The organism is Streptomyces sp. 8N114 (assembly GCF_052245835.1).
In the GTDB taxonomy this organism is placed as follows: domain Bacteria; phylum Actinomycetota; class Actinomycetes; order Streptomycetales; family Streptomycetaceae; genus Streptomyces.
Genome location: NZ_JBQQBT010000001.1, coordinates 188,321 through 206,332, shown reverse-complemented (window position 1 = coordinate 206,332; position 18,012 = coordinate 188,321). Strand labels below are relative to the sequence as shown.

Annotated in this window: 12 protein-coding genes; 9 read left to right on the top strand and 3 right to left on the bottom strand. The window is 70.6% G+C overall.

What is annotated here, in order from left to right:
- Positions 1-93 precede the first annotated feature (93 nt).
- Positions 94-1,089 carry an aldo/keto reductase gene (locus ACTWQF_RS00865; RefSeq protein WP_443276088.1) on the bottom strand — a complete coding sequence of 332 codons (996 nt, stop codon included), beginning with the start codon at positions 1,087-1,089 and terminating at the stop codon, positions 94-96.
- A gap of 116 nt (positions 1,090-1,205) precedes the next feature.
- Here ACTWQF_RS00865 and ACTWQF_RS00860 point away from each other — a divergent pair, with 116 nt between their 5' ends.
- The 6 genes from ACTWQF_RS00860 to serA all read left to right on the top strand — a co-directional run bounded on the left by ACTWQF_RS00860 (position 1,206) and on the right by serA (position 11,459).
- Positions 1,206-2,183, top strand: a complete 978-nt coding sequence (locus tag ACTWQF_RS00860) for a 2-hydroxyacid dehydrogenase (RefSeq protein ID WP_443276086.1) — start codon at positions 1,206-1,208, stop codon at positions 2,181-2,183.
- A gap of 339 nt (positions 2,184-2,522) precedes the next feature.
- Entirely contained in the window at positions 2,523-5,825 is a 3,303-nt protein-coding gene (locus tag ACTWQF_RS00855) for a putative bifunctional diguanylate cyclase/phosphodiesterase (protein WP_443276084.1), read from the top strand.
- 282 nt (positions 5,826-6,107) lie between these two features.
- Positions 6,108-7,970 (top strand): acetolactate synthase large subunit, encoded by a 1,863-nt coding sequence (locus ACTWQF_RS00850; protein ID WP_443276082.1) that lies wholly within the window; start codon positions 6,108-6,110, stop codon positions 7,968-7,970.
- 29 nt (positions 7,971-7,999) lie between these two features.
- Positions 8,000-8,524, top strand: coding sequence for an acetolactate synthase small subunit (ilvN, locus tag ACTWQF_RS00845; RefSeq protein ID WP_443276080.1), 525 nt, complete (start codon positions 8,000-8,002; stop codon positions 8,522-8,524).
- 133 nt (positions 8,525-8,657) lie between these two features.
- Entirely contained in the window at positions 8,658-9,656 is a 999-nt protein-coding gene (gene ilvC, locus ACTWQF_RS00840) for a ketol-acid reductoisomerase (RefSeq protein ID WP_443276078.1), read from the top strand.
- Positions 9,657-9,869: 213 nt separating this feature from the next.
- A complete protein-coding gene (gene serA / locus ACTWQF_RS00835; RefSeq protein ID WP_443276077.1) occupies positions 9,870-11,459 on the top strand; it encodes a phosphoglycerate dehydrogenase in 1,590 nt (529 codons plus the stop codon).
- 167 nt (positions 11,460-11,626) lie between these two features.
- On the opposite strand, the gene ACTWQF_RS00830 is transcribed toward serA, so the two are convergent.
- Positions 11,627-12,841, bottom strand: coding sequence for a PucR family transcriptional regulator (locus tag ACTWQF_RS00830; protein WP_443276075.1), 1,215 nt, complete (start codon positions 12,839-12,841; stop codon positions 11,627-11,629).
- A 232-nt stretch (positions 12,842-13,073) separates the two neighbouring features.
- On the opposite strand from ACTWQF_RS00830, the gene ACTWQF_RS00825 reads away from it, so the two are divergent.
- From ACTWQF_RS00825 to ACTWQF_RS00815, 3 genes are all read left to right on the top strand, one after another.
- Positions 13,074-14,000 carry a proline dehydrogenase family protein gene (locus ACTWQF_RS00825; RefSeq protein WP_443276073.1) on the top strand — a complete coding sequence of 309 codons (927 nt, stop codon included), beginning with the start codon at positions 13,074-13,076 and terminating at the stop codon, positions 13,998-14,000.
- A 139-nt stretch (positions 14,001-14,139) separates the two neighbouring features.
- A complete protein-coding gene (gene pruA, locus ACTWQF_RS00820) occupies positions 14,140-15,771 on the top strand; it encodes an L-glutamate gamma-semialdehyde dehydrogenase (protein ID WP_443276071.1) in 1,632 nt (543 codons plus the stop codon).
- Between the two features lie 341 nt (positions 15,772-16,112).
- Positions 16,113-16,241, top strand: coding sequence for a hypothetical protein (locus ACTWQF_RS00815; RefSeq protein ID WP_019355765.1), 129 nt, complete (start codon positions 16,113-16,115; stop codon positions 16,239-16,241).
- A 17-nt stretch (positions 16,242-16,258) separates the two neighbouring features.
- On the opposite strand, the gene ACTWQF_RS00810 is transcribed toward ACTWQF_RS00815, so the two are convergent.
- A complete protein-coding gene (locus tag ACTWQF_RS00810) occupies positions 16,259-17,902 on the bottom strand; it encodes a purple acid phosphatase family protein (RefSeq protein WP_443276069.1) in 1,644 nt (547 codons plus the stop codon).
- Positions 17,903-18,012: the final 110 nt, after the last annotated feature.

The following is an 18,012-nucleotide window of genomic DNA, read 5'->3' as shown; positions in this document are numbered from 1 at the left end:
CCGGCTCCCTCACAGGGGACCACATCGTCCCCTCCTCCCGCGCAGGAGACGCGGGTTGCGCCGACCCGGCGATTCCGCCGGCTCTCCGGCCGCTCAGTCCCACGAGCCCCGGGCCGCGGGGAGCGCGCCGATCTCCGCGAGGTCTTCCGCGGTGAGCACCAGGCTGGCCGCGCGGGCGTTCTCCGCGACCCAGTGGACCTTCTTCGCGCCGGGGACCGGGACCACATGGCGGCCTTGGGCGAGCACCCAGGCGAGGGCGATCTGCGCGGGGGTGGCGTTGCCATGGCGGCGGGCCACCCGTCGCAGGCCGGCGACGATCGGCTGGTTGGCGGCCATCATCTCGGCGGTGAAGCGGGGGTGCCGGGCGCGTACGTCGTCGGGCTCGAAGCCGCCGCCGGTGGTGAGCGCGCCGGTCAAATAGCCGTTGCCCAGCGGCATCGCGGCGAGGAACCCGATGCCGCGCTCCTCGCACCACGGCAGCAGGGTCTCCAGCGCCTCCCGCGACCAGACCGACAGCTCGGCCTGCACACCGCTGACCGGAAACACCTGCTGGACGCGTTCGAGCTGTCGTATGGTCCCGTCGTGGATACCGGCGCCCGCTCGCCGGTCCGCGCGGGCGCCGACGGCGCAGAAGCCCAGGGCGCGCACCTTGCCCGCCGTCACGAGCTCGGCCATCGCACCCCAAGTCTCTTCGATCGGTACTTCGGGGTCGGCTCGGTGCAGCTGGTAGAGATCGATCACATCGGTCTGCAACCTGCGCAACGAGGCGTCGCAGGCGCGTCTGACGTAACTGGGGCGGCCGTTGGCGACGATGTGCTGCTCGCCCACCAGCAGCCCGCACTTGGTGGAGACGAACGCCTCGGAGCGCCGCTCCTTCATCGCGCGTCCGATCAGCAGCTCATTGGTGAAGGGGCCGTACATGTCGGCGGTGTCCAGCAGCGACATCCCCGCGTCCAGCGCGGTGTGCACCGCGCGCAGGGAACTCTCACCGTGCTGCTCGGAGGTGGAATAGGCCCAGCTCATCGGCATACAGCCGAGGCCCACGGCGCCCACGCCGAGAGCTGCCGCACCAATAGTCCTGCGCTCCACCTGGCTCCCGCTCCCTCCGGACGGCCCCCAACGTAACGGTTGCCCCCGGTGCCACACACGTTTGTTCCGACCCACCAGCCACTCTGGCTGGCGCAGCCCCCGACTAGTCTCTCCCCATGGCTGATGCGACGGAGATCTGGCTCGCGCTCCCGCCCGAGAGCGTCGAGGGCCTGCCGGACACCCTGACGTACCGCTACTGGGCCGGGGAGGAGGAGTTCCCCGCGGACCCCGCCGACTGCGCCTTCTACGTCGTCCCCTATTACGTGGGTGCCGAGGTCGCCGTACGGCCGCTCACGCGGATGACGGGGGTCCGGGTCGTCCAGACCCTCACCGCGGGGATCGACCACATCGCTTCCGCCATTCCCCGCCTCCCCACCGGTACGCGGGTGTGCAACGCCCGCGGCGTGCACGACGCGAGCACCGCCGAACTCGCCGTCGCGCTCACCCTCGCCTCCCTGCGTGACCTGCCCGGATCCGTCCGTGCGCAGGACCGCGGCGAGTGGCTGCCGGACTTCCGCCCGGCGCTCGCGGACCGCACGGTGCTGATTGTCGGATACGGCGCGGTGGGCGAGGCGATAGAGAAGCGGCTGCTGCCGTTCGAGGTGGCCGCCGTGCACCGCGTCGCCCGCTCCGCGCGGAACGCTCCGCTGGGACAGGTCCGGCCGATGAGCGAGATCGGGGAACTCCTGCCGCAGGCGGATGTCGTGATATTGGCGACCCCGCTGACCGAGGGGACCCGCGGCTTGGTGGACGCTGACTTCCTCGCCCGGATGAAGGATGGGGCGCTGCTGGTCAACGTCGCGCGGGGGGCCGTGGTCGACACCGAAGCGCTGATCGCCGAGACGGGCACCCCCGCCTCGGCCCCGGGTGCGGAGGACGGCGTTCCGGGGCGGCTGCGGGCGGCACTGGATGTGACCGATCCGGAACCCCTGCCCAAGGCCCATCCGTTGTGGCGAACGCCCGGCGTTCTGATCACTCCGCACGTCGGAGGGCCCACTTCCGCGTTCTATCCCCGTGCCAGAAGACTGCTCGGCGCGCAACTGAGGCGCTGGGCGGCCGGTGAGGAGCTGGAGAACACGGTGGCCGTGGCGTAGTCCCCGTAAACACCCCGAGGCCGCGAGAGGCCACGCTACGGATCCGTACGACTGCACCCTGTACCGAGCTTCCCTCTTATGGTTACGGTCTGTATTGGGACTATGTCCCTGAGTGACGAACCTGGTGTATCGTCCCGAGCGGGGGGCGAAACCCGGACACGAGGGGGGCGACGGGCGAATGCACGATCAACGGACGAACTTCCGCGCGGGACGCAAGGACAGCGCCCGCGGACATCCCAACTGCCAAGCACAACCCCCGCGTTGCGGCGTATCGCCGCACGCGTCCCGTAACGGCCGGGCCGGCTCCGTCAAATGGCCCCCGTCTCCACGGGTGGCGCGATGACTACCCACGAAGCGGCCCCCAGGCGGGGCCCGTACTGGAGCAACGCAACCGGCACGCGCCGCAGCGGCGCGGTCCGCGACGAGGCGACGCACGCACCGCACCCGCGGCAAGCACGGCACACCTGGCCGACGGCGTCAACCCGGTCGGCCCGGCCGATCCAGCCGACCCGGCCGGCACGGTCGACACCGTCGGAGCCGTGCGGAGGAGGCTCCGGCGCCGGCGGACGCGTCGGTCTGCTGCGGCAGATGACGCTCATGGTGGTCTGCGCGGCCTACGCCGTGGGCGCCGCCTTCGGCTGGGGCTCGGAGACCGTCTCCGTGTTCATGGGCGACTTCGGACTCAGTGCCGCGGCACTGCTGGCAGGCAGCTCGTGCCTGTGGTACGCGCGCACCCAGCGGCGGGAGGCGGCGCAGGCCGCCGCGTACGAGCCCGCATCGGGGCACGCCCGGCTGGAGGCCAGCCGCCCGGCCTGGGTGCTCTTCGGGGTCTCCTCGCTGATGGCGGGGTTCGGCAACGCGGTCTGGGGCTGGTACGAACTGGTGCTCGGCCAGCAGGTGCCGCAGCCCTCCCTCGCCGACTTCTGCTTCCTGCTGTTCGCGCCGCCCGCCATCGTGGGACTGCTGGTGCTGGCCAAGCGCCCGGTGACCCGGGCCGGCTGGGTCTGCCTCGGCCTCGACGCCTGGCTCATCGGCGGCTCGCTGCTGACCCTCTCCTGGTCGCTCGCGCTCGCGCACACGGCCTACTGGGCGGGTGACTCGGTGGCCAGGGCGGCGCTCAACCTGGCGTATCCGCTGCTGGACATCGTGCTCGTCAGCATGGTGCTGGCGCTGCACTTCAGGCGCTCCTCGGCACACCGCAGCGCGATCAACACCGCGATCGGGGCGCTCGCCCTCACGGTGCTGTGCGACGCACTGTTCACCTCGCCGATGCTGCGCGAGCACTACGCGTCAGGGCAGCTGCTGGACGCCGGATGGTTCGCCGGTTCGCTGCTCCTCGCGTACGCGCCCTGGGTCGGCAGGAGCGGCAAGAACAACAAGGACGGCGACGACAAGAGGGGCAAGGCCGACCCGGTTCCGCCGCAGCCGCTGGCCGCCACGGACCGGCAGGCCGAGGCGCGGGCCACCCACCCCAGCCGCCCCATCTCCGGCTCGCTGAGCGCGCTGACGCCCTACCTCGCGGCCGCCGTGTGCACACTGGGCATCCTCTACAACTCGGTGGACGGTCACGACATCGACCCCGTCGTCCTCTACACCGGCTGCACGGTCGTGCTCGCACTGGTGCTGCGGCAGGGCATCATGCTGCTGGACAACATCACACTGACCCGGGAGCTGGCGCAGAAGGAGAACCACTTCCGCTCCCTGGTCCAAGGCTCCAGCGACGTGATCATGATCACCGCCGCCACCGGCATGCTCCGCTACGTCTCACCGGCGGCGGCCGGGGTCTACGGGCGGAACGCCGAGGACATGGTGGGCTGCGAACTCTCCTCCCTCGTGCACCCGGAGGACCTGGGCCAGGTCAACCACGAGCTGCGCCGCTTCCTGGCCGGCTCGGCGGACCAGGAGGCCAGTACCCGCATCGAGTGCCGCTTCCGGCACGGCGACGGCCACTGGCTCAACGTCGAGTCCACGGTCAACCGCTACCAGGGCGGGCTGATCTTCAACAGCCGGGACGTCACCGAACGAGTGAGACTGCAGGCGCAGTTGCAGCACAACGCCTCGCACGACGCGCTCACCGACCTGCCCAACCGCGCGCTGTTCACCGAGCGAGTCCGGCAGGCCATCGGCGGCCGCCGCGGCGGCGACTGCGGCACGGCTGTGCTCTTCATCGACCTGGACGGCTTCAAGGCGGTCAACGACACCGTCGGCCACCAGGCGGGCGACGAACTGCTGGTGCAGGCCGCGCGGAGGCTGCACGACTCCGTACGCTCCGGCGACACCGCGGCGCGGCTGGGCGGCGACGAGTTCGCCGTACTCATCCGGGGCGACGGCGAGCCGGGGCGGATGCCGGACGCCGAGCGCGAGCTGCGCATACACGACATCGCCGACCGGCTGCGGATCACCCTCTCCGATCCGTACCGGGTCGAGGGCACGGAGGTGCGGGTCGCCGCCTCCATCGGTATCGCCTTCGCCGAGCCCGGCATCACGCCCAGCGCACTGATGCGCAACGCCGACCTGGCGATGTACCGCGCCAAGCAGGCCGGAAAGGCCCGCGTCGAGCTGTACGCGCCACAGATGCAGGCCGAGGTGGTCAAGCGCGCCGAGCTGGCGGCGCGGCTGCGCAGCGCGCTGCACGACGGCGAATTCGCGCTGCTGCACCAGCCGATCGTCGAGCTGGCCAGCGGCAAGATCACCGCCATTGCGGCCGAGGCACGCTGGCGCTCGGCCCAGGGCATCCTGTTCACCCCCGCGGAGTTCCTGCGCACCGAGGGCGCCTCGGCGCGGGAGGCTCGCGGGGCAGGCGGTGAGCGGGCCGCCGAGGTGAGCCGCTGGCTGCTGGAGGAAGCGGTGCAGCAAGCGGCAGCGCGGCAGCGTGCCGGATACGGCGCACCGGTGACCGTACGGCTGCCCGCGCGGCGGCTGACCGAGCCGGGGATGGAGCCGCGCTCCATCGGCGCACTGCTGGCCCGGCACGGGCTGGCTGCGGCGCCGGGACCCACCGGCGGCACCGCGCTGGGTGCCCCCGCGGCCAACGCCGGGGTGCCGGGCGCTCCGGGCGCACTGATCCTGGAGCTGTCGGACAGCGACCCGCGGATCCCGCTGGACGAGCTGGAGCGGCGGCTGACGGCGCTGCGTCGGCTCGGGGTGCTGATCTCGCTGGACGGCTTCGGCAGTGGCTACGCGGCGATCTCGGCGCTGCGCAGGCTGCCGGTCGACATCCTGCGGCTGGACCGGGGGCTGACGGACGGGATCCTGGAATCCATCCGGCAGCGCAAGATCACCGCCGGACTGCTGCGGATCGCGGGGGACCTGGGGCTGACCACCGTCGCGGAGGGCGTCGACCTGCCGGAGCAGGCCACGCTGCTGCGCGAGATGGGGTGTACGCACGGTCAGGGTGCGGTCTTCTCCGGACCGCTGGACGAGCACCGGCTGCGTACGGCGCTCGCCCGCGGGGTCTACGCGGTGCCCGAATCCTCCCGCAGCGGCGGGGCCTCCGGGTACGGCGAGGAGCACCCGGAGGGTCGGGACGCGGCCGTGGCCGTCGCGGCGGGGGTACCCGCCGCGCGGGGCGCGGGTGCGCCGGCCGTACGGCAGGAGGGTGTGGATCCGCTGACGCACTCGTCAGCGTCGCCCAAATGCTGAGACGGCTGTCCCACACACTTGACACTTGGGGCTTGACGGGGAGAAGGTCAGTGCCATGCGCACCCGAATTCTCGTACTTGGACAGCGCGTCGGCTGACCGCGGGACCCACTCATCCCGCGACCACCAGCGGCGCGCTCCCCTCGCTTGCCTTATGGCACGGGGGGTTTTTTGTTGCACCAGCACCTGGGCACGAACCAGCGGTAGCCCGAAAAACCCGCCCAAAACGAGCGTCCATCCCCACCACGAGCGTCAACCCTCACTCTCCGAGAAGAGATAAGCCGATGACCGAACAGGCCACCGGGGCCCCGAAACCGCAGCCGCGGGCCCGCAACAGCGGACAGCCCAACTCCGTTCCGGCCCAGGCCGCCCTCCGCATCACGGGCGCCCAGTCCCTCATCCGTGCTCTCGAGGAAGTCGGCGCCGACACCGTATTCGGCATTCCCGGTGGCGCCATCCTGCCCGCCTACGACCCGATGATGGACTCCTCCCGGGTCAAGCACGTCCTGGTCCGTCACGAGCAGGGCGCGGGGCACGCGGCCACCGGCTACGCGCAGGCCACCGGCAAGGTGGGGGTCTGCATGGCCACCTCGGGCCCCGGCGCCACCAACCTGGTCACCCCGCTCGCCGACGCTCACATGGACTCCGTGCCGCTGGTCGCCATCACCGGTCAGGTCGCCTCCGGCTCGATCGGCACGGACGCCTTCCAGGAGGCCGACATCTGCGGCATCTCGATGCCGGTCACCAAGCACAACTTCCTGGTCAGAGATCCCGACGAGATCCCCAGGACCATCGCCGAGGCGTTCCACATCGCCGCCACCGGGCGCCCGGGACCGGTGCTGGTCGACATCGCCAAGGACGCGCTCCAGGGCGAGACCACCTTCGAGTGGCCGTCCAGCACCGAGCTGCCCGGCTACCGTCCGGTGACCAAGCCGCACGGCAAGCAGATCCGTGAGGCCGCCAAGCTGCTCGCCGAGGCCCACCGCCCGGTGCTCTACGTCGGCGGCGGCGTCCTGAAGGCAGGCGCCACGGCCGAGCTGAAGGTGCTCGCCGAGCTGACCGGCGCCCCGGTGACCACCACGCTGATGGGCATCGGCGCCTTCCCCGACAGCCATCCGCAGCATCTGGGCATGCCCGGTATGCACGGCACCGTCGCCGCGGTCACCGCGCTGCAGAAGGCCGACCTGATCGTCGCCCTCGGCGCCCGCTTCGACGACCGCGTCACCGGCAGGCTCGACTCCTTCGCGCCGCACGCCAAGATCGTGCACGCCGACATCGACCCCGCCGAGATCGGCAAGAACCGCGCGGCCGACGTGCCGATCGTCGGCGACGCCCGCGAGGTGCTGGCCGACCTCGTCGTCGCCCTGCAGAGCGAGACGGTCGAGCACCCCGGTGAGCCGGGCGACCGCTACGCCGAGTGGTGGGCGATGCTGAACCGCTGGCGGGAGACCTACCCGCTTGGCTACGACCTGCCCGAGGACGGCTCGCTGGCCCCGCAGCAGGTCATCCAGCGCATCGGCGAGCTGGCCCCGGAGGGCACGATCTTCGCCGCGGGCGTCGGCCAGCACCAGATGTGGGCCGCGCACTACGTCACGTACGACCAGCCGGCCACCTGGCTCAACTCCGGCGGCCTGGGCACCATGGGCTACGCCGTCCCGGCCGCCCTCGGCGCCAAGGTCGGCATGCCCGACCGCGCGGTGTGGGCCATCGACGGTGACGGCTGCTTCCAGATGACCAACCAGGAGCTGGTCACCGCGGCCCTCAACGGCGCACCCATCAAGGTGGCCATCATCAACAACGGCGCGCTGGGCATGGTCCGCCAGTGGCAGACCCTCTTCTACAACCAGCGCTACTCCAACACCGTTCTGCACAACGGTGAGGAGGGCGAGCCGAACCGGGGCACCCGCGTCCCCGACTTCGTGAAGCTCGCCGAGGCCATGGGCTGTGTCGGCATCCGCTGCGAGGACCCGGCGCAGCTCGACGCGGTCATCGAGAAGGCCAACTCCATCAACGACCGGCCCGTCGTCGTCGACTTCATCGTCCACGAGGACGCCATGGTCTGGCCGATGGTGGCGGCAGGCACCTCCAACGACGAGGTCATGGCGGCCCGCGGCGTCCGCCCCGACTTCGGCGACAGCGACGACTGAGACGACTGCGCAGAACGGAAGACAGACAGATGTCCAAGCACACGCTCTCCGTGCTGGTGGAGAACACCCCCGGCATCCTGGCCAGGATCGCCTCGCTCTTCTCCCGTCGCGGCTTCAACATCGACTCGCTCGCCGTCGGCGTGACCGAGCACCCCGACATCTCGCGTATCACCATCGTGGTGAACGTCGAGGACCTGCCGCTGGAGCAGGTCACCAAGCAGCTCAACAAGCTGGTCAACGTCCTCAAGATCGTTGAGCTGGAGCCCTCCGCCGCGGTTCAGCGCGAACTCGTCCTCGTCAAGGTCCGCGCCGAGGGCGAGACCCGCTCCCAGATCGTGGAGATCGTCCAGCTCTTCCGCGCCAAGACGGTCGATGTCTCCCCGGAGGCCGTCACCATCGAGGCCACCGGCAGCGCCGACAAGCTGGAGGCGATGCTGAGGATGCTGGAGCCGTACGGCATCAAGGAACTGGTGCAGTCCGGCACCATCGCCATAGGGCGCGGCGCCCGCTCCATCACCGACCGGAGCCTGCGCGCGCTGGAGCGCTCCGCGTGACGGCGAACGTACTGGTACCTGTCTAATTGCATCCTGCCGGACCCTCGCCGTCGTGGCTGGTCGCCGTGACGGCGGAACAAGAACGGGGACCATGTCCCCGTCGCCCCTTTCATCGCACAAGGAGAAACCCCAAGTGGCCGAGCTGTTCTACGACGACGACGCCGATCTGTCCATCATCCAGGGCCGCAAGGTCGCGGTTCTCGGATACGGCAGCCAGGGCCACGCCCACGCGCTGTCGCTGCGCGACTCGGGCGTCGACGTCCGGGTCGGCCTGCACGAGGGCTCGAAGTCCCGTGCCAAGGCCGAGGAGCAGGGCCTGCGCGTGACCACGCCCGCCGAGGCGGTCCAGGAAGCGGACGTGATCATGGTTCTGGTTCCGGACCCGCTCCAGGCCAAGGTCTACGAGGAGTCCATCGCCCCCCACCTCGAGGACGGCGACGCGCTCTTCTTCGGCCACGGCCTGAACATCCGCTACGAGTTCATCAAGCCCCCGGCCTCCGTCGACGTCTGCATGGTCGCCCCCAAGGGCCCGGGCCACCTGGTCCGCCGCCAGTACGAGGAGGGGCGCGGCGTGCCGTGTATCGCGGCCGTCGAGCAGGACGCCAGCGGCAACGCGTTCGCGCTGGCGCTGTCGTACGCCAAGGCCATCGGCGGCACCCGGGCCGGCGTCATCAAGACCACCTTCACCGAGGAGACCGAGACCGACCTGTTCGGTGAGCAGGCCGTGCTGTGCGGTGGTACGGCCGCGCTGGTCAAGGCGGGCTTCGACACTCTGGTCGAGGCCGGTTACCAGCCGGAGATCGCCTACTTCGAGTGCCTCCACGAGCTCAAGCTGATCGTGGACCTCATGTACGAGGGCGGCCTGGAGAAGATGCGCTGGTCCGTCTCCGAGACCGCCGAGTGGGGCGACTACGTCTCGGGCCCGCGGGTGATCAACGAGCAGACGCGGGCCGAGATGAAGAAGATCCTCGGCGAGATCCAGGACGGCTCGTTCGCCAACAACTGGATGGCCGAGTACAACGCGGGTCTGCCCAAGTACAACGAGTACAAGAAGGCCGACGAGGACAGCCTGCTGGCCAACACGGGCAAGAAGCTGCGCTCCCTGATGAGCTGGGTCGACGAGGAGAAGTAATCCCTCACCCCTGGTTGTGGGCAATCGGTCCGCCCGAGGCGCGGAACGATTGCCCACACCCGTGAGCTCCCGCCGATAGACTGCTGAGCCACAGGCTCACAGCGTCGTGCGTCTGCCCCTCCCGCCCCTCCCCCCAGACTCCCTCCGGGAGGGATCCCGCCCCCGCAGGGAACCCGCAGGGAAAACGCGCCGTCCCAAGAATTTGGAGACCACGTGAGCAAGCCCGTAGTACTCATCGCCGAAGAGCTGTCGCCCGCGACCGTCGATGCGCTGGGGCCGGATTTCGAGATCCGGCACTGTGACGGCGCCGACCGCGGCGAACTCCTCCCCGCTCTCGCCGATGTGGACGCCGTCCTCGTCCGTTCTGCCACCAAGATCGACGCCGAGGCCGTGGCCGCGGCGCACAAGCTCAAGGTGGTCGCCCGCGCCGGCGTCGGGCTCGACAACGTGGATGTGCCCGCCGCCACCAAGGCGGGCGTGATGGTGGTCAATGCGCCGACCTCCAACATCGTCACCGCCGCCGAGCTGGCCTGTGGGCTGCTCATCGCGACGGCCCGCAACATCCCGCAGGCCAACGCCGCGCTCAAGAACGGCGAGTGGAAGCGCAGCAAGTACACCGGTGTCGAGCTGAGCGAGAAGACGCTCGGTGTCGTGGGCCTCGGCCGGATCGGGGTGCTGGTGGCCCAGCGCATGTCGGCGTTCGGGATGAAGGTCGTCGCCTACGACCCGTTCGTACAGCCCGCGCGGGCCGCGCAGATGGGCGTCAAGCTGCTCTCGCTGGACGAGTTGCTGGAGGTCGCGGACTTCATCACCGTCCACCTGCCCAAGACCCCCGAGACGCTCGGTCTCATCGGCGACGAGGCGCTGCACAAGGTCAAGCCGAACGTGCGCCTCGTCAACGCGGCGCGCGGCGGCATCGTGGACGAGGAGGCGCTGGCGGCGGCGCTCAAGGAGGGCCGCGTCGCGGGCGCAGGGCTGGATGTGTACGCCTCCGAGCCGTGCACCGACTCCCCGCTCTTCGCCTTCGACCAGGTCGTGTGCACCCCGCATCTGGGCGCCTCCACCGGGGAGGCGCAGGAGAAGGCGGGCATCGCGGTCGCCAGGTCGGTGCGGCTGGCGCTGGCGGGCGAGCTGGTGCCCGACGCGGTCAACGTGCAGGGCGGGGTCATCGCCGAGGACGTACGCCCGGCGCTGCCGCTCGCCGAGAAGCTGGGCCGGATCTTCACCGCGCTGGCCGGTGAGGTCGCCGTCCGGCTGGACGTCGAGGTGTACGGCGAGATCACCCAGCACGACGTCAAGGTGCTCGAACTCTCCGCGCTCAAGGGCGTGTTCGAGGACGTGGTGGACGAGACGGTCAGCTACGTCAACGCGCCGCTGTTCGCGCAGGAGCGTGGGGTCGAGGTGCGGCTGACCACCTCCAGCGAGTCTGCCGAGCACCGCAACGTGGTGACCGTGCGCGGCACTCTCGCCAACGGTGAGGAAGTCTCCGCTTCCGGCACGCTGTCCGGGCCCAAGCACCTCCAGAAGATTGTCGCCATCAACGAGCACGGGGTGGATCTGGCCGTCGCCGACCACATGGCGTTCATGCGCTACAGCGACCGGCCCGGCGTCGTCGGCACCCTCGGCCGCATTCTGGGCGAGGCGGGCATCAACATCGCCGGTATGCAGGTCTCCCGCGCCGCGGCGGGCGGCGAGGCGCTGGTCGCGCTGACGGTGGACGACACGATCGGCGCCTCGGTCCTGACCGAGATCGCCGAGGAGATTGGTGCTACGCACGCCCGGGCGGTCAATCTCACGGAGTGAGTGAGCGCGGCCATCGCCTGTTCTGGGTAGGGGCTGCCCCTGCCTGATGTCCGCAGGCTGCGGGTGAGTTGTGGCTTGTGGGGGGACCTCCCGGCCGGAGTCCCCCAGCCTCCGGCCGGGAGGTGCCCCCAGGGGAGCAGTTCCCCGCGCCCCTTCGGGGCGCGTCGTCAGCCCAGGCGCTGCGTCTTCAACGCCATGTGCAGCAACAGGCGGTCCTCGCCCTCGTCCAGGTCGAGTCCGGTGAGGCGTTCGACGCGGGAGAGGCGGTAGTAGAGGGTCTGGCGGTGGATGCCGAGGACGGCGGCCGCACGGCCTGCCTGGCCCGCGCAGTCGAGGAAGACCTCTGCTGTGCGGGCCAGTTCGCGATGGGCGGGGCGTAGCAACTCCCGTACGGCGGGGTCCGGCGCGGAGCCGGGGGTGCGGGGGATAGCGGTGAGCAACCGGTAGGGGCCGATGGCGTCCCACTCGGCGAGGGCGCTCGGCAGGGACTCGGCAGCCGCGGCCCGGGCAGCGGCGCGGGCCTCGCGCCAGGCGGCGGGCAGTTCCGCCAGGTCGGAGCGCGGGCTGCTCAGTCCCGCCGTGGGGCCCGCAGTTCCGGCGGCGGACTCCGCCGTCGCGGCCCGGCCGGGTGCGCGCAGCAGACGGTCGGCCGCCGTGCGGGCGGCGTCCACGCCGTGCGGCGTACGCAGCCGTACCAGCGCCGCCAGCGCTCCGTCCCGTACGCACTGCGCCACCAGCCGGGGGAGGGCGGCGGGGAGCGGGCCGAGTCCGGCGCCCGGCGCTTCCTCCTCCGGCCACGGCGCCACCGCCACCAGCACCAGCGGTCCGGACGCCGCCTCGCCCAGCGCCGCGCGCAATCCCGCGACCGCCTCGTCCCGTGCGTCCCCGCCGCGCTCGGCCAGGGCGGCGTGCAGCAGTTCCCCCGTCCGCTCCTCGGCGCGGGAATCCGCCGCCAGCTGGGCGCCGGTACGGTCGGCGACCGCCATCGCGGCGGCCAGCCGGGCATCGGTCAGCTCCAGCGTGCCGTCGTCCAGCAGCCAGATGTAGCCGTAGACCACCCCGCGGTCCCGCACCGGCAGACAGATCCTGCCGTGCACCACGCCGGCGGCCGGGTCGGGCGGGATGCGTACGGGGCCGCTCGCCCGCGCGATGCCGAAGCTCTCGAAGAAGGCCCGCACGTCGGGCGCTGACCGGCGCTGGAGGATGGTGCGGGTACGCACCGAGTCCAGCGCAGGACCGGCGGCCTGCTCCCCGTCGTCACCGGCGGCGCCGCCCTCGTGCGCGCCGAAGGCGATCAGCGAGAAGTCCCGGCCCTCCAGCGTTGCCGGGGTCCCCAGCAGCTGGGAGACCTCGTCGATCAGCGCCTGGTAGCTCTCGCGCATGCCGTGGGCCTCCTGTGGTCCGTCTTCCGCTCCGACGCCGAGGGGTCTCGTGCGTCCGCCGGCCCATTCTCGTACATCTCTCATACATCTGTCTGAGAGCCGGGCCACGGATGCGTGACACCTGTCGATGGTCCGGCGTCGGCGGGATCCTTACGTTCTGAGTGGCTCCCGTGTTGCGCCTCCCCGCGCTCTTCCGCGAGCCGCCCACAAGAACAATCCGTGGAGGTGCCCCGTGCTGGGACCCGTGCTCCTCGCCGCTGCGCGCAGCGACAGCATTCGCCGCCTCGTCTCGGCCGCTCCGGTGACCCGCCCCATGGTGGACCGGTTCGTGGCGGGCGAGCAGCTCGATCAGTGTCTGGCCTCTGTGACGACGCTCTCCGAGCGCGGAATGCAGGTCACCGTCGACCATCTCGGCGAGGACATCACCGACCGGTCGGAAGCCCTCCGCAACCGTGACGCCTACCTTGCGCTGGCCGACGCGCTGGCCGGTGCCGGGCTCGCGGCGAACGCCGAGATGTCGGTCAAGCTCTCCGCCTTCGGGCAGGCGCTCCCCGGCGGGCACGACCTGGCCTACGAGAACGTGCTCCCGGTCGTCGAGGCCGCCACCGCCGCCGGTACGACGGTGACCCTCGACATGGAGGACCACACCACGGTCGACTCCACGCTCGCCATACTCGGGCAGCTGCGTGAGCGCTTCCCCGGCACCGGTGCCGTGCTCCAGTCGTACCTCTTCCGTACCGAGGAGGACTGTCACGCGCTGGCCGGCGAAGGCTCCCGGGTCCGGCTGGTCAAGGGCGCCTACAACGAGCCGCCCGAGGTCGCCCACCAGGACAAACGCGAGGTCGACCGGGCGTATGTGCGCTGCCTGAAGATCCTGATGGCCGGCAAGGGCTACCCGATGGTGGGCTCCCACGATCCCCGCATGGTGGCCATCGCCCAGGACCTGGCCGAGCGTTACGGTCGAAAGCGGGACGAGTACGAATTCCAGATGCTCTACGGCATCCGCGGAGCCGAGCAGGAGCGACTGGTCGCGCAGGGTCACCGCATGCGGGTCTACGTTCCGTACGGCACCGACTGGTACGGCTACTTCATGCGACGCCTCGCGGAGCGACCGGCGAACATGGCCTTTTTCCTGAGGTCCCTCGTCACCCGTAGCTGAATATGGCACCTGCGGGCTGAGCCTCCGGCTGGGGGTCCGGGGATTGTCCCCCGGAGAGACACAGCCTGAGGTCCCTCGTCACCCGTAGTTGAGACGCCGGCCCAGACAGACCGCCCGACCCACGACACAAGGAGCAACTGTGGACGCTGTGACCCAGGTCCCCGCCCCGTACAACGAGCCGGTGCACACCTACGCACCCGGCAGCCCCGAGCGTGCGCGCCTGGAGGCCAAGCTCAAGGAGCTGGCCGACAACCCTCGTGAGCTGCCGATGACCATCAACGGCGTCAAGCGCATGGGCGGCGGCGAGCGCGTCGACGTCGTACAGCCGCACAACCACCAGAAGGTCCTGGGCACCTACGCGAACGCCACCCGGCAGGACGCGCAGGACGCCATCGACGCGGCGCTCGCCGCGGCCCCGGCCTGGCGTGCGCTCTCCTTCGACGACCGCGCCGCGATCATTCTCAAGGCCGCCGAGCTGCTGTCCGGCCCCTGGCGGGAGACGATTGCCGCCTCCACCATGCTCGGCCAGTCCAAGACGGCCCAGCAGGCCGAGATCGACGCGCCCTGTGAGCTGATCGACTTCTGGCGCTTCAACGTGCACTTCGCCCGTGAGCTGATGACCGAGCAGCCGCTGATCCAGCCGAACGGGGTCTGGAACCGCATGGACCACCGCCCGCTGGAGGGCTTCGTCTACGCGATCACACCGTTCAACTTCACCGCCATCGCCGGCAACCTGCCCACAGCCCCGGCCCTGATGGGCAACGTGGTCGTCTGGAAGCCGTCTCCCACCCAGACGCACTCCGCCGTGCTGCTCATGGAGCTGCTGGAGGAGGCCGGGCTGCCCAAGGGCGTGATCAACCTGGTGACCGGTGATGGCAAGGAGGTCTCCGAGGTCGCCATCCCGCACCCGGACCTGGCCGGCATCCACTTCACCGGCTCGACCGCCACCTTCCAGCACCTGTGGAAGAGCGTCGGCGAGAACATCTCCACCTACAAGTCCTACCCGCGCATCGTCGGTGAGACCGGCGGCAAGGACTTCATCGTCGCCCACTCCACGGCCGACCAGGCCGTGCTCAAGACCGCCATCACCCGCGGCGCCTTCGAGTACCAGGGCCAGAAGTGCTCGGCCGCCTCCCGCGCCTACCTGCCCCGCTCCATCTGGGCGGGCGGCTTCAAGGAGGCGCTGGCCACCGATGTCCAGGGGCTGGCCATGGGCGATGTGACCGACCTGTCCAACTTCATCGGCGCCGTGATCGACGACCGTGCCTTCGCCAAGAACAAGGCCGCCATCGACCGCGCCAAGGCCGACCCGTCCTGCGAGATCCTGGTGGGCGGTACGTACGACGACAGCGTCGGCTACTTCGTCTCGCCGACCGTGATCGTCTGCTCCGACCCGGAGAACGAGGTCTTCAAGACCGAGTACTTCGGCCCGATCATCGCGATCCACGTCTACGAGGACGAGAACTGGGACGCGATGCTGGACCAGATGGAGTCGGCCTCGGCGTATGCGCTGACCGGCGCCGTCCTCGCCAAGGACCGTGCAGTGCTGGCCTCGGCCTCGGAGAAGCTGCGGTTCGCCGCCGGCAACTTCTACCTGAACGACCGGCCCACCGGTTCGATCGTCGGCCAGCAGCCGTTCGGCGGTGCGCGGGCCTCGGGTACCAACGACAAGGCCGGCTCGAAATTCAACCTGATCCGCTGGTCCTCGCCGCGCGCGATCAAGGAGACCCAGGTCGCACCGACCGACCACAGGTACCCGCACATGGGCTGATGTCCCCCGTGGCCCCTGTGCGATGAGGGCCCGGCCCCTTCTCCGCCTGTTCGGAGAGGGCCGGGCCCGTCCTTGTGTACGGCTCCGGTGTGGGTCTCGTCTCAGATAGTAGGAAGCCCAACTATTTGGCGCGACATCACGGCCGTCGGCTTCTATCTTTGTAGGAAGCCGATCGTCTCGCTCGACCGAGCGTTTCGTGGATGCGACGCCCGTGCGTCTCAGGCAGGTGATCCCTGCCGCACCGGTTGTCCCCGCGCCGTTGGCTGTCCGGCAGCTTCCTCCTCTCTTCTTGCGACTCGCGTCCGTTGCGCCCTGCGCCGTGCAGAAGGAGTTGTATTCCTATGGCCACGCCCACAGCCACCCATGTCCCCGCCTCTCGCGTCCGCCGCTCCCGCGCTGCGGCCCGCCTCCGTGAGGAGGACCGCCGCAAGGCTGCCGAAGCCCTGCAGCGCGCCTTCGACCGCCGCTGACCGCTGAGGCCCCGCCCTCAGCGGCGGGGCTGCACCACGAAGTGGTCGATGCGGTGGCCGGACCGGGCCAGAGCCGTCACCGAGAGCGAGGGCCGGTGCCCGGGCCGGGACTCCACCGCCAGGAACGAGAAGCCCGTGTAGCGGATCCGGGACCAGTCCACCCGGCTCCGCTCCGAGGTCCGCTCCTTGGTCCAGCGAATGCCAGGCACGCTGTCCCTCTCCTCGATGTGCCCCGCATAGCTGTCCGGCGCCGAGAAGTCGTACAGCTCCCTCCCGCCGCCCCCGGCGGTGACGTACACCGTGCCGTCCCGTACGGGATCGGTCGCGTCCCCCACCCGCACCGCCCGCGTGGGCGAACCGCCCCGCACCGGGTCCGTGCGCTCGTACACATGGTTGTGCCCGTTGATCACGAGATCGACGTGATGCTGCTCGAACAGCGCCACCCACTCGTCCCGTACCCCGCCGTCCGAGCCGTGCGTGGCGGTCGAGTACGCGCAGTGATGGAAGAAGACGACGACGAAATCGATGCCCCGCGCGGCGCGCATCCGCTTCAACGTCCGCTCCAGCCATCGGGTCTGCGCCCCGTCGGTGTAGCCGCGGTTGGCCGGGATCTCGTAGGAGACGTCGTTGGCGTCGAGGGCGATCACCCCGACGTTCCCGTACTCGAACGCGTAGACGCCGGGTGCTTTGCCCGGGTCCGGGCCGTTGTCGGGGAGGGACCAGCGGGCGGCCTGGCCGCCGTAGCCGTCGGGGGAGTACCAGGCTTCCATGTCGTGGTTGCCGGTGGTCACCATCCACGGCACGCGGGAGGCGACTGGCTCGGTCTGGGCGAGGAACTGGTCCCATACGCGGGCGTCGTAGGTGTCGGACTTCTTGCCGTGCCCGGTGTCGTCGGCGTAGCAGATGTCGCCCGCATGCAGATGGAAGGCCGGGTTCTGGCCGAGCAGCAGCTGGTCGTTGGCGAGCGCGTCCGGGCTGACGCCCTGGTCGCCGAAGGCGGTGAAGACGAACGGCTGCCCGCCGCCGGCGGGTGCGGTGGTGAACGACCCTACGGAACCCAGGCGTTCGGCCGAGGTCGGGTCGAAGCCGTCGTGGCCGACGCCGTAGTAGTACGTCGTACCGGGCCGCAGCCCGTCCAGGCCGACGTGCAGATAGAGCTGCTCGACGGCGGGCAGATGGCGGCCGAGCGAGGGGGTGTGCAGCGGGCGGACCTCCGCGGCCAGCTTCCGGTCCAGCTCCCACGGCTTGAGCCCGATCCGCAGATACGGGTGCCGGACGGCGAACGGGACCTGCCAGGAGACCCGCATCTCGGTCTTCGGATCAGCACCGAACGCCAGATGGCGGCCGAACGGCGCGACGAGCTTGCCGTCCACCGTGGCGCGGGACAGCACCGGCGTGGGGCCGGTGTCACCGTCGGCACTGCCGGGGCCTTGGTCCAGCGCGGCGTCCGAGCCGACGACCAGCCCCGCCGCACCGGCTGCGCCCGCCGCCATCAGCCCGCCGCCGCGCAGTACGCCGCGCCGGGTGGGGCCGCCGGTCCGGGCGGCGGTGCCGGCTCTGCGGGTCAGCTTTTCGCGCAGATAGGCGTGTTGCTCGGCCATGCTCATGCGCGCGGCGAGCCGGGCGGGGATCCCGAGATCGGGCAGATCGTTCGCGGCCATGGACACCAAGGTCTCAACGGGCGTCAACTGGCGGAAGACACCTGCGGATACACGCCGTGAACGACATGCGTCGTCCGTCATACGGACAGCTTTATGTCACAGCCTGGGAC

Bases quoted from the DNA above. Each gene is read 5' to 3' on its own strand.
- ACTWQF_RS00815 (WP_019355765.1), top strand. From the start codon at position 16,113: ATGGCCACGCCCACAGCCACCCATGTCCCCGCCTCTCGCGTCCGCCGC.
- ilvN (WP_443276080.1), top strand. From the start codon at position 8,000: ATGTCCAAGCACACGCTCTCCGTGCTGGTGGAGAACACCCCCGGCATC.
- ACTWQF_RS00830 (WP_443276075.1), bottom strand. From the start codon at position 12,841: ATGCGCGAGAGCTACCAGGCGCTGATCGACGAGGTCTCCCAGCTGCTG.
- ACTWQF_RS00850 (WP_443276082.1), top strand. From the start codon at position 6,108: ATGACCGAACAGGCCACCGGGGCCCCGAAACCGCAGCCGCGGGCCCGC.
- ACTWQF_RS00860 (WP_443276086.1), top strand. From the start codon at position 1,206: ATGGCTGATGCGACGGAGATCTGGCTCGCGCTCCCGCCCGAGAGCGTC.
- ACTWQF_RS00810 (WP_443276069.1), bottom strand. From the start codon at position 17,902: ATGGCCGCGAACGATCTGCCCGATCTCGGGATCCCCGCCCGGCTCGCC.
- ACTWQF_RS00855 (WP_443276084.1), top strand. From the start codon at position 2,523: ATGACTACCCACGAAGCGGCCCCCAGGCGGGGCCCGTACTGGAGCAAC.